Origin of the sequence: Stenotrophomonas ginsengisoli (genome assembly GCF_001431485.1) — a bacterium.
GTDB classification, from domain to species: domain Bacteria; phylum Pseudomonadota; class Gammaproteobacteria; order Xanthomonadales; family Xanthomonadaceae; genus Stenotrophomonas; species Stenotrophomonas ginsengisoli.
The window spans coordinates 89,817-103,360 of sequence record NZ_LDJM01000014.1; the positions used below are offsets into that span (position 1 = coordinate 89,817).

Below are 13,544 nucleotides of genomic sequence, written 5' to 3' on the forward strand. Positions count from 1 at the left end.
GGCTCCGCGCCATCATCACCGTCACGACAACCGATATGACGCAGAAGGATTCAGGACAAGAATATCCCGCGCTGGATACCCAACAGGCCGATGCCTTGCTGGACAGGCTCGCCAATGACGATGACTTCCGTCGCCTGTTCTGCGAAGACGGCCCAGCAGCTCTGGCAGCGATTGGCTACACCGGCCCCACAGAAGGGAAAACCTGCTTCAAGGTAGGCCAGCTGGCTTCCAGGCAGGAACTCCTCGATGCGCGTGACGCGCTGCGCCAGGCACTCACCAGCAAGGCCCAGATGTCAATGTCGGTCGTGTTTTTCTTCGAAGCCGGCAAGCTGGAACAGCATCTGAGCAAACGCTGATCAGCAGGGGGCGAACTCAACCGGGTTGGCTGGCCATCAGGTCCAGCACATTGATCGGTTGCAGTTGCTGGGAAATAACCACTTCGGCCCAGGCCCTGCCCCCGTTCCTGGCCAACCATCGGCTCTGTTCATCAGCCTCCCGCAGATTTCCCATCCGCTGGTAAGCGTCACGCAACACGACTCGGGCCTGATACAACTCGGTTCCATCGAGTTGCGCACGCAGCCTTTCAATCACATTTTCCGGATGCCCCTGATCCAGCTGCTGACGTGCCAGAACCACCCCCAACAGCTTGACCGTGACCGGATTACCGATTTCCATCATCTTGGCCGAATGCCGCTGCACGATTCCATCGGCAATGCCTGGCTGGCTACCGCGCTGTGCGACATAAGCAAGTGAGAGCAGACGCTGGTGCAGGTCGTTGATACCCAGCTGTTCCTGCTTCATTTCCTCACTTATCTGGGCTTCAAAACGCGCCGTCAGATCCTGCATCGGGCCGGCTGGCAACGGCTGCCGTGCATCACACAGCTTCACCAGCTGCATCATCACCTCGCCATGCAACGGCAAAGCACCCGGCGCGCCCTTGAGCGAATTGGAAAAGTTGCGCGCTGATTGCTGCATCTGGCTGCAGTCATTGCGTGCCGCAGCAAGAATGATCAAGCCGCGCAATCCCATCGAACGCGCACCAGTGTCATTGCCGGTAGATGTGGCCTGGAACAGCGCAGCGGCCTGGGAAAAATCCCCTCGGGCCGCCAGCACATCCCCACGCAGGTCATGCTGACGACCGGTGCCCAGCAAGCCTTCAACCTCATCAAGTACCTGCAGCGCCTGGTCGTATTGTCCCTGGGCCAAATGTGCACGGGCCAGATGTACCAGAGGGAAAGCCCGCATTGGATGGCGACTGTAACCCGCTTGCCGCGCATAGCTCTCAGACTGACCGAAGCGGTTGTCCATCAACAGGTACCACGAGGCATTGGAGGGGCCTGCGGCGAAATCCGGATACAGTCTTGCCAATGCTTCCCAACGCTCGGTAGCCCAGCCCCGCAGCGACAACTCCTCACTCCATGCGTCCAGGTACAGGCGTTCACGCAATGGCAGGGCATCGCGGCGATGCAGGGCCTGTTCAAGATGTGCACGTGCCTGTCCAAGATCACGCATCCGCCACATAAGCCGTGCCTGACCCACCCGGGCCAGGGCAAACTCCGGATCGGCCTCAAGCGCTGCCGAATACAATTCAGTGGCAGTGACGTAATCGCGCTGGCCGATGGCCTTTTCAGCCAAAGCATAGGCACGCAGTGCTGGCAGGCTACTGGTGGAGACCTGCGGCAACGGCTCGGAACTGCTGATGTTGCGCGGCGCCTCCCCTAATTGCGCGCGCATGCTGCGTACGCCCTGGTCTACGGCCTCAAGCAATTGCTCGGAAGTTTCAGCCACCACCTGCACATGACCATTGCGCACAGTCCTGCCGCTGAGTGGGTCGATCAAATCCAGACTCAAGCGCCACTTCTGGTCACGCTTCTCCAGCGAAGGCAACACCACCAAGCGGGCGCCTTCTCGCTGTGCCACATCGCCAGCCAACTCCCGGCTCAAGCGCGTTTCCCGCTCATGCCCCAGCAATTCCAGTGCCCCGGCCACCTGCTCGGAACTGACCACGTTCAAATATTGCGATTGTTCCAGAGCTATGCGTAGACCCTGCTCCAGCGACAGATTCAATCCGTCGTCGGTAGCGATGTTTTCCACATCCGCCAAGACAACCCAATCACGCTGGGAAAAAGCAATCGCCGATTCACTGCGTGTTGCATACCAGAGGCCAGACAGCCCACCTGCAACTGCAACGAGCTGCAGCGCCACCGCCAACGGCCGCCGCCACAGCGGCCGTACCGGCTGCGCCTTGGCGCCAGCCAGTGGTTGCCGCAGCGGTGCCTTGCCGGTTTCGCCAACCTCGTAAACCTCCTGCGGCTTGGGCACGCCCTTGAACTGCCAACGGCCATGCGACTTCCAGACCAGACGCTCGCCCAGGCTGCCCAGCTCTTCCTTGCTGGCGCGCCGGGCCAGTGCTTCGGCCACGGCCGAGACCAGCACCTGGCCGGGCCGGGCCAGGCCCATCAGGCGAGCGGCCATCGGCTTGGCCAGGCCCTCCACTTCCAGCGGCTTGGCCCCCGCATCTATGGCCTGCTGGCTGTTTTCCCACAGCAGCACCTCGCCCACATGCAGGCCGGCACGGGCCTTGAGCGTGAGCTTGCGGTCACGCCCCAGCCCGTCCAGGCCGGCCATGTAATCCAAGGCAAAGCCAATGGCGTGCAGGGGGCGCTCGAACACCAGCAGCATGCCGTCGGAGCGGTCGATCAAACGGCCACTCCAACGCTGCTGCAGCTCCAGCACCAGCAGGTCATGGCTGCGGAACAGCTCGGCCGAGGCCACATCGCCGATGCGCTCGACCAGACTGACCGAATCGCACAGGTCCGTCAGCAACAGGGCCCGGATCACCGGGGCGGAAATGGTCTGCGTCATGGTTGCTCTCCCGCCCGGCTCAGCCGGTCTGGATCGTGGCCTGCGGCTCATGCCAGGTCAGGCCGTTGCCACCAGCATTCTTGGTCCGGTACAGCGCCCCGTCGGCCAGCGCGTACCAATGGTTCCAGTCATCCATCGGGCTGAGCAGGGTCGCCCCGATGCTCACCGCACAGGCACGTGGCACCTGGGTAGAGCGCTCCACCAGCCCGCGCATGGCCGACAGGATGAAATCGGCCCGTTGCTGCAGGGTATTGCGGTCGGCATCGGCCACCACCAGGCAGAACTCATCCCCGCCCAGGCGGCAGGCCAGGTCGCCACGCAAGGCGATGGAGCGCAGCACGTTGGCCACGCTCTGCAACACCCGGTCACCGACCAGGTGGCCATAGATATCGTTGATCTGCTTGAAGTTGTCGCAGTCGATCAGGAGCAGGCCCTGTGGCGGGCTGCGCCCCTGGTTGCGGCAGGCCTGCAGATACAGCGACAGCCCACGACGGTTGCTGACCCCGGTCAGCTCGTCGGTGCGCACCAGCTCTTCGGTATGGGTCAGCCGGCTGGTGGCGCTGTACAGGTTGTCAAGCGCCGCTTCCAGTTCGTTGTTGCGCCGGCGCAACTGACGGATCAGCGAGGCCTCGTGGCTGGTCACGCGCATGATCGTGCGGCGCAGGAAATAGGCCACCAGCCCCGGGGCATGCTCGATCAGGCTGCAGAACTGGCTGTGGTCCAGCTCCAGCAGCTCGACATCGCCATTGGCGCGGGCATCGGCGCTGCGCAGGTGGTTGCCGATCAGCAGGCCCAGCTCGCCGAAGAATTCGTGCATGCCCAGGTACTTGGGCAGTACTTCCTGGCCAAAATCCAGTTCGACCATGCCCTGGGCAATGACATACATCGCCCGGCCGGCCGTGCCGCGTTCGAAGATCACTTCGCCGTTGGCAAAATGGCGCCGGTTGGCATGCTGGGCAAACAGGGCAAACTCATCCGGCGACAGCGTGGCATGGACAATATCTGCCATCGCGGTATCCGCGACAGAGGGCGATATTTCCAGGACGTTTGCCGAAGGGCCGGTCATTGCCAATCCTGCATGGAAGGTGAGCCGAGCAGATCAATGCCAAGAATAGCACTGCTTTATTCATCTTCGGTCAAGATTCCAACTATCTGAATCCGCAAAAAAGCGACACCCGATCAATGCCTTGGCCCTGATCGGGTGTTTTGTAGGAATAGCCCTACAAGCTATCGGGCAAATTTCCCCAGCCGCACCATCAGGCCAGGGCGTGCGCGTCGTGGAACTGCTCCTCCTCGGTGGAGCCGGTCAGTGCGGTGACGCTGGAAGCGCCGCCCTGGATCACCGTGGTGACATCGTCGAAATAACCGGCGCCCACTTCCTGCTGGTGCGAAACGAAGGTGTAGCCCTGCTCGCGGGCCTTGAATTCCGGCTCCTGCACCTGCTCCACGTAGTGGCGCATGCCCTCGCCACGGGCGTAGTCGTGGGCGAACTTGAAGGTGTTGAACCAGTTGATGTGGATGCCGGCCAGGGTGATGAACTGGAACTTGTAGCCCAGTGCGGACAGCTCGTCCTGGAACTTGGCAATCGTCCTGTCATCCAGATTCTTCTTCCAGTTGAAGCTGGGCGAGCAGTTGTAGGACAGCAGCTTGCCCGGGGAGGCGGCATGCACGGCCTGGGCGAACTCACGGGCAAAGCCCAGGTCCGGGGTACCGGTTTCACACCAGACCAGGTCGGCATACGGGGCGTAGGCCACACCACGGCTGATCGACTGCTCCAGGCCATTGCGCACCTTGTAGAAGCCTTCGGCCGTGCGCTCGCCGGTGATGAACGGCTTGTCGTTGGGATCAAAATCGCTGGTCAGCAGGTTGGCCGCCTCGGCATCGGTACGCGCCAGCACGATCGAGGGCACGCCCAGCACGTCAGCGGCCAGGCGGGCGGCGGTCAGCTTCTGCACCGCTTCCTGGGTGGGCACCAACACCTTGCCGCCCATGTGCCCGCACTTCTTCACCGCGGCCAGCTGGTCTTCGAAATGCACGCCGGAAGCACCGGCGATGATCATGTTCTTCATCAGCTCGTAGGCGTTGAGCACGCCACCGAAGCCGGCCTCGCCATCGGCCACGATCGGCAGGAAGAAATCGATGGCGTCGGCTTGCTTGACCTTGCCGTCGATGATGTTCTTCCACTGGATCTCATCGGCACGCTGGAAGGTGTTGTTGATGCGGCGGACCATGGTCGGCACCGAGTCGTAGGCATACAGCGACTGGTCCGGATACATGGTCTCGGAAGTATTGCCGTCCGCGGCCACCTGCCAGCCGGACAGGTACACCGCTTCCAGCCCGGCCTTGGCCTGCTGCATGGCCTGGCCGGCCGAGATCGCACCGAAGGCATTCACATAGCCCTTCTTCGCATCGCCATTGACCAGCTTCCACAGCTTTTCGGCACCGCGCTTGGCCAGGGTGTGCTCCGGCTGCACGCTGCCACGCAGGCGCACCACATCGGCGGCGCTGTAGTCGCGCTTGACCCCCTTCCAGCGCGGGTTGCTGTCCCAGTCCTTCTGCAGGTCGGCGATCTGTTGGGTAATGCTGCTCATGGTTGCGTCCTCGATGTGTTTGAAGGGGGCTACAGCAGGGCAAAGCACGGGGTTGATCAGTTGATGCGGGCGTAGGCCGGCAGGGTCAGGAAGTCTTCCAGCACCGGGCTGGCACTGAGTTCGGCCAGCAGGGCGATGGCCTGGGCAATGCGCCCGCCACCGGGCAGCGCGGAGGTGTCGCCAAGCCGACCCGGCAAGGCCTGCAGGCTGGCCTGGAGCAGGGCCAGGTCGATGGCGGTGCCGTCATCAAGCTGGCAGCTGCCGGCATGGATCCACTGCCAGATCTGGGTACGGCTGATCTCGGCGGTGGCCGCGTCTTCCATCAGGTTGTGGATCGGCACGCAGCCATTGCCATCCAGCCAGGCGGCCAGGTAGCGCACGCACACTTCCACGTTGTTCTCGAAACCGGCGCGGCTGATGCTGCCGCTGCAGGCGGCGATCAGCTCGTCGCGGCTGACACTGACGTCCTTGCGCAGCACGTGGTGCTGGTTGGGCGTGGGCATGTGCTCGTTGAACACTTCCATCGCCACCGCGATCAGGGCCGGGTGCGCGACCCAGGTGCCGTCGTGGCCGGCAGTAACCTCGCGCAGCTTGTCCGCGCGCACCCGGGCCAGGGCCTGCTCGTTGGCGACCGGGTCGTGGTTGATCGGGATCTGCGCGGCCATGCCGCCCATCGCGTGCGCACCGCGCTTGTGGCAGGTGGCGATCAGCAGTTCCGAATAGGCCTTCAGGAAGGGCTGGGTCATGGTCACCTGGCCGCGCTCGGGCAGGATCCGGTCGGCATGCCGGCGGAAGGTCTTCAGGTAGGAAAAGATGTAGTCCCAGCGGCCGCAGTTCAGGCCGACGATGCGCTCGCGCAGCGCATGCAGGATCTCCTCCATCTCGAACACCGCCGGCAGGGTCTCGATCAGCACGGTGACCTTGATCTGGCCCTGGGCCAGGCCGGTGGCGGCCTCGATGTGCGACAGCGCCTGCTCCCACAGGGCCGCCTCTTCCATGGACTGCAGCTTGGGCAGGTACAGGTAGGGGCCACGATCGGCCGCGGCCAGCGCGCGGCCGTTGTGGAAGACGAAGCTGGCCGCATCGAACAGGCCACCGGCAATGGCCTGGCCATCGATCAGCACATGCTTCTCGTCCAGGTGCCAGCCACGCGGGCGCACGATCAGCACCGCACGCTGCTCTGCCGGCTCGAGTTGGTAATGCCTGCCCGGCTTGTCGCCGACCGCCGGCGCGGTGAATGTCAGGTCGCCACGCACCGCACCGATCATCGAGCGCTGGCCGGCCAGCACATTGGCCCAGGTCGGCGAGGTCGAATCCTCGAAGTCGGCCATGAACACCTTGGCCCCGGAGTTGAGCGCGTTGATCACCATCTTGGCGTCGGTCGGCCCGGTGATCTCGACACGGCGGTCGGCCAGTGCGGCCGGGATCGGCCCCACGCGCCAGGCGGCCTCACGGATGTGGCGGGTATCGCTGCGGAAATCCGGCAGCTCGCCGGCATCGAAACGGGCCTGGCGGGCAATCCGGGCGGCCAGGGCGGCCTGCCGGCCCGGCTCGATGGCCCGGTGCAGCGACACCAACAGGGCCAGCAGCCCGGGCGGCAGCAGATCCTGCTGGCCGGCCACGTTCAGGGTCAGGCTCAGGCCCGGGGTGGCAGTGCCGGCGGCAGCGGCGGGGACATCAAAGGCAACGGCTGACATGCTCTGGACTCCTGTGATTCCGGAGCTCCAAACTGCCGTCGCTGCAAGGTATTTAACAAAACAGTTTTTGCAATGAGTTACATAAGTTGTGCAAATACTTGGTTCTCAGCCATGCCAAAGACGGCCGCAAGCCCTCGTTTTTCCTACAAATCCGATCGACTCAAACCACTTCGCGCGTTCTGCCAGACGGTGCGTCTGGGCTCGGTGTCGCGGGCGGCGGAGGCGCTTTTCATCAGCCAGCCGGCCGTCACCCTGCAGCTGCAGGCGCTGGAACGCGAATTCGGGGTGGTGCTGTTCGAACGTGCCGGCCGGCGTCTGGTACCCAGCCGCGAAGGCCAGCTGCTGTATGAAATGGCCCAGCCACTGGTGGAGAACCTGGACGGGCTGGTCGAACGTTTCCGCGACAAAGTCAGCGGGCTGGATGCCGGCGAGCTGCGCATCGCCGCCAACTCCACCACGATCCTGTATCTATTGCCGGCAATTGTGGCCAAGTTCCGCGAAAGCCAGCCAAACGTACGGCTTTCACTGCACAACGCGATCACCGCCGACGGCACCGACCTGCTCCGCAACGACGACGCCGACCTGATTGTCGGCTCGCTGCTGGATGTGCCCAGTGACCTCAGCTACGAGACCGTGCAGCGCTTCGAGCAGATGCTGATCACCCCGCCCGGCCACCCGCTCAGCCAGCTGCCACGGCTGGAGCTGGCGCAGATCGCCCAGTACCCGCTGATCCTGCCGCCACGCCGCCAGGTCACCTGGCGCCTGGTGGACCGGGTGTTCCAGCAGCAGCGCGTGCCCTACAGCGTCAGCCTGGAGGTGGGCGGCTGGGAAGTGATCAAGCAATACGTCGCCCTGGACATGGGCATCTCGATCGTACCGGCGCTGTGCCTGGCCCCCGACGATGCCCGCCAACTGGCGATCCGCCCGGTCGGCACGCTGTTTCCGCCACGCACCTACGGGGTGGCGGTACGCCGCGGCCGGCCCCTGTCGGCCCAGGCCCGCGCCTTCATCGAATGCATCCAGCCGGATCTGCTCAGCCCCCGCAGCTATGACCAGACCGGCCACTCCGAGCGCTAGGCCGCCGGCTTCTTACAGGCGACGCTCGGCCGCCAACCGGGTGCCGGCGACCTTGCCCAGGCCACGCCGCTCGCGCACCTGGGCGCGCACGCGCTGGGCCAGATAACGCAGGCTGGCGGCCAGGATCACGCTGTAGCCCAGCAGCTCGCCGGTTTCCTCGATCGCATTCTTGGCCGTGCGCACGTAGCCATCGCCGAGCACGGCCGCCCAGATCTCGGTCATGCCGAACAGGCGCGAGAAGCACAGCAGGATCGCCAGGCCCAGCAGCATCATGGTGCCGGCATGGGCAGCCAGGAAGCGGGCGATGCCGGCCAGCAGCGCGCGTGCATCACGCAAGGCCCACACCAGGCTGGCAATGACCAGCGGTGCGACCAGGTACTTCCAGGCCCCGTGGAACAAGGCCTGGTCAAACACCGCATCGTTCTCGCGGATCAACATGCAGGCGAAAAACACCGCAGCCAGCGCGGCAAAGCGGCGGTCATCGGCACGGCACCAGGCCAGCAGCGCAAAGGCCAGTGCGCTCAGGCCCAGCAGGGCGAGCTGGCATGCCTCCACCAGCGAGTCCTCGCCCACGGCATTGCCCAGCACCAGGATGTCCTGGCGCAGCATCAGCACGGGGAACGCGGCCAGCAGCGCGTAAGCAAAAAAGCGGCCGACACCAGCCGCAACCTTCTTCAAATCCTGATCCACAACAACATCCCGGCGCGAACCTGGCGCGCTCAACAACGAAAACGCACACCGCGCCCTGGGGGCAGGCAGCCCTGTCGGCTGCCCGGCGTGGCGTCCATTATCGGCCGTCCGGAAATGTCAAAAAAGTGTAAAAACTGAACATGCCGTCCCACGGCAGGGGCACATTCAGACGGCCTGTGTACAGCCAGGCTTATTCGCTGCCGCGATTCTTGCCCTGCCAGGGCCGGTACATCTGCCGGATCGCGGCCATGTCCCGGGCAAAATCCCCGGTCGGGTGGTAGGCCGGCATGAAGCCGATGATCTTTTCCGGGTAGTGGATGTAGGCCGGCACGATCGGCACCCCGGCCTGGACGGCGATCTTGATGAAACCGCCCTTCCAGTCGGTGACCTGCTTGCGCGTGCCCTCCGGTGCCAACACGTACCAGATCTTGTCCGAGCGCTTGATCAGCTCCACCGCCTGGCCAACGGTGCCCTGCGGCGAGGCACGGTCCAGCGCGATGGCCCCCAGGCGACGCATCAAAATGCCCAGCGGCCACCAGAACAGCTGTGACTTGGCCAGCACCTTGCCGTCCACGCCCATGCCCAGCTTGACCGCAAACCCCCACAGGCCGTCCCAGTTGCTCGAATGCGGGGCGAAGATCACCACCGCGCGCCCTTCGGTGGGCATCGGCGCCACCACCTTCCAGCCCCCCAGGCGCAGCACGCTGCGGCCGAACCAACGGCCAAAGCGCCCGGGCGGCACCTGCGGCAAGGACGCCGGCATCGGCGGAATGGTCTGGTCGGTCTGGCTCACTGTTTCAATCCCACTGGTTCGAGCTGCGCCCGCGCTTGAGCTGCGAGCGGCTGCGTTTGTCGTCCACCCGGCGCCGCTGCGAGGCCCGGGTCGGCTTGGTGGCAATGCGCGGTGCCTGCACAACGAGGCCTTCGCGCAGGATCGCGGCCAGGCGCTCGCGGGCATCCTCGCGGTTGCGTTCCTGGGTACGGAAGCGCTGGGCATCGATCACCAGCACGCCATCGCCGGTCAGGCGGCGGTCGCGTCGGGCCAGCACCCGTTCGCGCAGGGTCTGCGGCAGGGACGGCGAATTGAGCACATCAAAGCGCAGCTCCACCGCCGAAGAGACCTTGTTGACGTTCTGCCCGCCGGCACCGGACGCACGCACAAAGCGCTCCACCAACTCATCGTCGGGGATGCGGATGCGGGAATTGATGATCAGAAAGCCGGCAGACATCACGCCATTGTATGGGCCTAGCGCGCGTGCTGCTGCTCCCAGCGGCGCCAGGCCCGGTAGTGGTGGATGGCAAAGCCGGCAAACGCCGGGTCCTGCGCCAGCGCCGCCTCGACCTTGGCCACCTCGGCCTCGAACACCTGCGGGCCCTCTTCGGCAAAGGTGACCTTGTCGATGTCATTGGGCGAGACCTCCAGCCCGATCACCACCGGCTTGCCGTGCTGGCGTGCATAGGCCAGCTCGCTGGCCGCATGGGCCAGGATGCTGTCCCTTCCTTGCGCAAAGTCGCGGTAGTCCATCAGCGCGACATAGTCCCAGGTGTCGATCATGTGCTCACTGACCAGGGCCTTGCGGCCGTTCCAGTGCAGCTCGTAACCATCCAGCCAGAACGGGATGGCCGGGCCCAGCAGCAGGGTCTGGCCGCTGGCCTGCTTGGCCGCCATCAAGGCCTTGCTCAGGTCCAGGAACTGTTTGAGCAGGCCCAGCCGGGTATGCTCGTTCCAGGCATCCAGGATATGCGGCTCGATATCCAGGTTGGCGCCGGAAAAGCGTGCCTGCTGCGGGGCGGCTGCGTTGTAGTCCAGCACCTGCTGCAGCATGGCCAGGGCATCGGCACGACGCTCGGGCAGCACATAGGCCTCGGTATGCAGATAGGCCGACCCCAGCAGGGCGTAGGTATCGATGCCGGCCTGCCGCAGGCGCTGGATCAGGGCGTGGTAACGCTGCGGCTGGTCGCGCAGCAGGTGACGGCCACGGTAGGCATCGGCATACAGGTACAGGCGGTCAAAGCCGCGCGCGCGCAGGTAGGCAATGGCCTCCTCGGCCACGGCAGGGTCCTGGACCATCGCATAGGACTCTGCCTCCCAGGTCCACAGCGCGCGCTCGGCCCGCGGGGCGGCGGCCCAGCCGGGAGCGACCGCGCACAGCAGCACGAAGATCCAGGGCAGGCGCTTGTACAGGGCATTCATGGTGCTGGCTCCGGATTGCCGGCGGGCAACGGCAAGGCAATCCGGTACTGGCCACGTCCACTGGCACGGCCGGTCTGCGGGTCCGAGGGGCGCAACGACACCGACCAGGCCGCATCGGCCCCGGCCGGCAACGGCAGGGTCAGGCCGAGCTGGCGGCGTTGATGGGGCGCCAGCTGCACGGCGGCGGCCGATACTTCGCCGCGTTCGCTGCCCTGGGCATCGAGCAGCACGGCCAGTGGCACGAACCAGGCACTGGGATGGTCATCGCCATTGATGAAAGCCGCACTGACCTGCAGCCGGTTGCCCTGGCGACGCAGCTGCACATCCTCCACTCCCAGCCCGGGCAGGGCCTGGCTGGCCGGCTGCGGCAACGGCGGCGCATCCACCTGGTCCTGCGCATAGGCCTGCAGCGGGGCGCGGCTGGCCAGCACCTGGCCCTGGGCCAGCAAGGCGGCATTGGCCTGCTGGTAGCGGTGCAGGCGGGCCTGCACCCGGGCCAGCGCCTGCGCATCATCCACCGCGCTCAGGCGCATGCCTTTCTCCAGCGCGTACAGCTGGCCATCGCGCAGCCACCAGCGGCCATCCAGGTACTCCTCTGCACTGGTCTTGGTCTGCTTGAGCGGAAAATGGCCGGTACTGGAAAACGCCGTGGACATGTCCAGGCCACGCCCCAGCCACGGTGTCTGCGCCGGCCGCTGCAGGCCGTAGTGCGCCGACAGCAGGGCCATCAACGATGGCAGCACGTCCATCTGCGAGGACACCGCGCCGATTCGGGCCGGCTGCCGCAGCAGCGGCGAATGGATCAGCAGGGGCACGTGGTAGCGCTCGATGTGCTCGCCGATCGGAATCTCCGGCAGGCGGTGATCGCCGCTGATCAGGTAGATGGTGTCGGCATGCCAGGGCTGCTGGCTGGCGGCCTGCAGCAGGCGTTGCAGCTGCGCATCGGTGTACAGGATGGTGCTGTAGATGTCGCTTTGCGCCTGCACCGCCGCCTGTCGCGCCGGCGGCAATCCCAGCGCCTGCACATGGCCCTGCAGCTGCTGTTGCCAGTGCGCCTGGCCGGGGAAGCGGTAGCTGGTGTGCATGGAAATGGTCTGCACGCCAAGCAGGAAAGGCGGCTTGAAGCCGGCCATGTCGGCAATCACCCGGCTGGCCAGGGCCTCGTCGGCATAGCCCCACTGGCTGTGCGGGTTGGTCTGGTAGCCTGGACCGAAATTGCCCAGGTCCACGATCTGCTCCACGCCCTGCGCCTGCAGGTAGCCGCGCTCGTTGTCAAAACGGGTATCGGTGCCGTTGTAGAACAGGCGCTGGTAGCCCTGCTGGCCCAGCACCTGGTACAGGCCTGGATGGTCCGGCAGCGGTTCGGGCAGGGCCAGAAATCCCTGCTCGGCAAACGGCAGCGAACCCAGCAGCGAGGGCAGCACGCCGAAGGTGCGGCCCTGGTTGGCCAGGAAACTGTCGAAGTACAGGCTCTGCGTGGCCAGCCGGTCCAGAAACGGAGTGAAACTGCCCAGCGCCGCATCCGGCCCGGAAAACGAACGCCCCAGCCCTTCGACGATGACCACCACCACGTTGGGAGGGCCGCCATGGCTGGTCGGGGCGAAATACCGCCCCAGCACGTCCGGCGTGCGCTCGGCATGCAACAGCGGATGCCCGGCATCGAGCACCTGGCTTTGGCCGGTGACCTGTTCGACGGAGGCCGGCTCGTGCGCCTGGGCCGAGGCCAGCGGCCCCCGCTCGCGCTGCTGCCAGCGCCACAGATCAGCAACAAACCAGGCCAGTTTGCTGCTGGCCTGCTCGCGCCGGGCTTGGTCCGGCAATTGCGCCAGGCCGGCATCCAGCGGCAGCCACCAGGCCAGCAGGCACAGCCCGGCCAACAGCAGCCAGTGGCGTCTGCTGGGCAGCGCCGCCCTCACCTGCCCGCTGGCACGCGCCGACAATGCCCAGGCCACGCCAAACGGCAGCAACAGGCAGGGCAACAGCAGCCACCAGCCGGCCGCCTGGCCAGCGGAGACCCCGGCGCCAGCCAGGGTGGTGCGGATTTCCTCGGCGCTGTAGCCGAGCAGGTCGGCGCCCAGGGGCGTGCCGGCCTGCTGGAAATAGCCTTCCAGGCCAGCCTGCGGCAACAGCCACAACAGCCACAGCAACGACAGCGTCAGCCAGCGCAGGATCGCCGATGGCAGCCGCAACAGCGGCCAGGCCAACAACAGCAGCGGCAGGCCGCGCAGCAGCACCATGCTGGCCTGCCAGATGGCCAGCCCCAATACCGGCCAGCGCTGCGCCCCTGCCTGCCCTGCCATGGCCGGGCCAGCCAGGGTGGCCAGCAGAACCAGCAGCCACTGCGCCAGCAGCAGTACCAGCAGCGCCCGCAGCAACCAGCGCCAACGCAGCCGCGGCTCGCTACCGCCCATCAGCGAGGCAGCCACCGGC

At 65.6% G+C, this 13,544-nt stretch carries 11 protein-coding genes; 2 read left to right on the forward strand and 9 right to left on the reverse strand.

Going from position 1 to position 13,544, the window contains the following annotated elements; all coding sequences use genetic code 11:
• Positions 1–35 precede the first annotated feature (35 nt).
• On the forward strand, positions 36–356 hold the full coding sequence (locus ABB30_RS06195) for an NHLP-related RiPP peptide (RefSeq protein ID WP_083489722.1): 321 nt from the start codon (positions 36–38) through the stop codon (positions 354–356).
• Positions 357–372: 16 nt separating this feature from the next.
• Here the strand turns inward: ABB30_RS06195 and ABB30_RS06200 are convergent, their stop codons facing one another.
• The 4 genes from ABB30_RS06200 to aceB form a co-directional block, all read right to left on the reverse strand.
• Positions 373–2,865 (reverse strand): putative peptide modification system cyclase, encoded by a 2,493-nt coding sequence (locus ABB30_RS06200; RefSeq protein WP_057637441.1) that lies wholly within the window; start codon positions 2,863–2,865, stop codon positions 373–375.
• Between the two features lie 19 nt (positions 2,866–2,884).
• Positions 2,885–3,931: a GGDEF domain-containing protein gene (locus ABB30_RS06205; RefSeq protein WP_057637442.1), complete on the reverse strand. Its 1,047-nt coding sequence runs from the start codon at positions 3,929–3,931 to the stop codon at positions 2,885–2,887.
• Positions 3,932–4,121: 190 nt separating this feature from the next.
• Positions 4,122–5,456, reverse strand: coding sequence for an isocitrate lyase (gene aceA, locus ABB30_RS06210; RefSeq protein ID WP_057637443.1), 1,335 nt, complete (start codon positions 5,454–5,456; stop codon positions 4,122–4,124).
• Positions 5,457–5,512: 56 nt separating this feature from the next.
• Positions 5,513–7,153, reverse strand: coding sequence for a malate synthase A (gene aceB, locus ABB30_RS06215; protein ID WP_057637444.1), 1,641 nt, complete (start codon positions 7,151–7,153; stop codon positions 5,513–5,515).
• A gap of 111 nt (positions 7,154–7,264) precedes the next feature.
• Here aceB and ABB30_RS06220 point away from each other — a divergent pair, with 111 nt between their 5' ends.
• Positions 7,265–8,230, forward strand: a complete 966-nt coding sequence (locus ABB30_RS06220) for a LysR family transcriptional regulator (protein ID WP_057637445.1) — start codon at positions 7,265–7,267, stop codon at positions 8,228–8,230.
• Between the two features lie 12 nt (positions 8,231–8,242).
• On the opposite strand, the gene ABB30_RS06225 is transcribed toward ABB30_RS06220, so the two are convergent.
• From ABB30_RS06225 to ABB30_RS06245, 5 genes are all read right to left on the reverse strand, one after another.
• Positions 8,243–8,908 (reverse strand): hypothetical protein, encoded by a 666-nt coding sequence (locus ABB30_RS06225; protein WP_057637446.1) that lies wholly within the window; start codon positions 8,906–8,908, stop codon positions 8,243–8,245.
• Between the two features lie 202 nt (positions 8,909–9,110).
• Entirely contained in the window at positions 9,111–9,713 is a 603-nt protein-coding gene (locus tag ABB30_RS06230; protein ID WP_057637447.1) for a 1-acyl-sn-glycerol-3-phosphate acyltransferase, read from the reverse strand.
• A gap of 4 nt (positions 9,714–9,717) precedes the next feature.
• Positions 9,718–10,149: an alternative ribosome rescue aminoacyl-tRNA hydrolase ArfB gene (arfB, locus tag ABB30_RS06235; protein ID WP_057637448.1), complete on the reverse strand. Its 432-nt coding sequence runs from the start codon at positions 10,147–10,149 to the stop codon at positions 9,718–9,720.
• Between the two features lie 17 nt (positions 10,150–10,166).
• A complete protein-coding gene (locus tag ABB30_RS06240) occupies positions 10,167–11,114 on the reverse strand; it encodes a hypothetical protein (RefSeq protein ID WP_057637449.1) in 948 nt (315 codons plus the stop codon).
• Positions 11,111–13,540 carry an LTA synthase family protein gene (locus ABB30_RS06245; protein ID WP_152980604.1) on the reverse strand — a complete coding sequence of 810 codons (2,430 nt, stop codon included), beginning with the start codon at positions 13,538–13,540 and terminating at the stop codon, positions 11,111–11,113. Before ABB30_RS06245 ends, ABB30_RS06240 begins: the two co-directional genes overlap by 4 nt.
• Positions 13,541–13,544: the final 4 nt, after the last annotated feature.

Excerpts from the sequence above, each read along its gene's own strand:
- ABB30_RS06195 (WP_083489722.1), top strand. The coding sequence starts at position 36 with ATGACGCAGAAGGATTCAGGACAAGAATATCCCGCGCTGGATACCCAA.
- ABB30_RS06200 (WP_057637441.1), bottom strand. The coding sequence starts at position 2,865 with ATGACGCAGACCATTTCCGCCCCGGTGATCCGGGCCCTGTTGCTGACG.
- ABB30_RS06205 (WP_057637442.1), bottom strand. The coding sequence starts at position 3,931 with ATGACCGGCCCTTCGGCAAACGTCCTGGAAATATCGCCCTCTGTCGCG.
- aceA (WP_057637443.1), bottom strand. The coding sequence starts at position 5,456 with ATGAGCAGCATTACCCAACAGATCGCCGACCTGCAGAAGGACTGGGAC.
- aceB (WP_057637444.1), bottom strand. The coding sequence starts at position 7,153 with ATGTCAGCCGTTGCCTTTGATGTCCCCGCCGCTGCCGCCGGCACTGCC.
- ABB30_RS06220 (WP_057637445.1), top strand. The coding sequence starts at position 7,265 with ATGCCAAAGACGGCCGCAAGCCCTCGTTTTTCCTACAAATCCGATCGA.
- arfB (WP_057637448.1), bottom strand. The coding sequence starts at position 10,149 with ATGTCTGCCGGCTTTCTGATCATCAATTCCCGCATCCGCATCCCCGAC.
- ABB30_RS06240 (WP_057637449.1), bottom strand. The coding sequence starts at position 11,114 with ATGAATGCCCTGTACAAGCGCCTGCCCTGGATCTTCGTGCTGCTGTGC.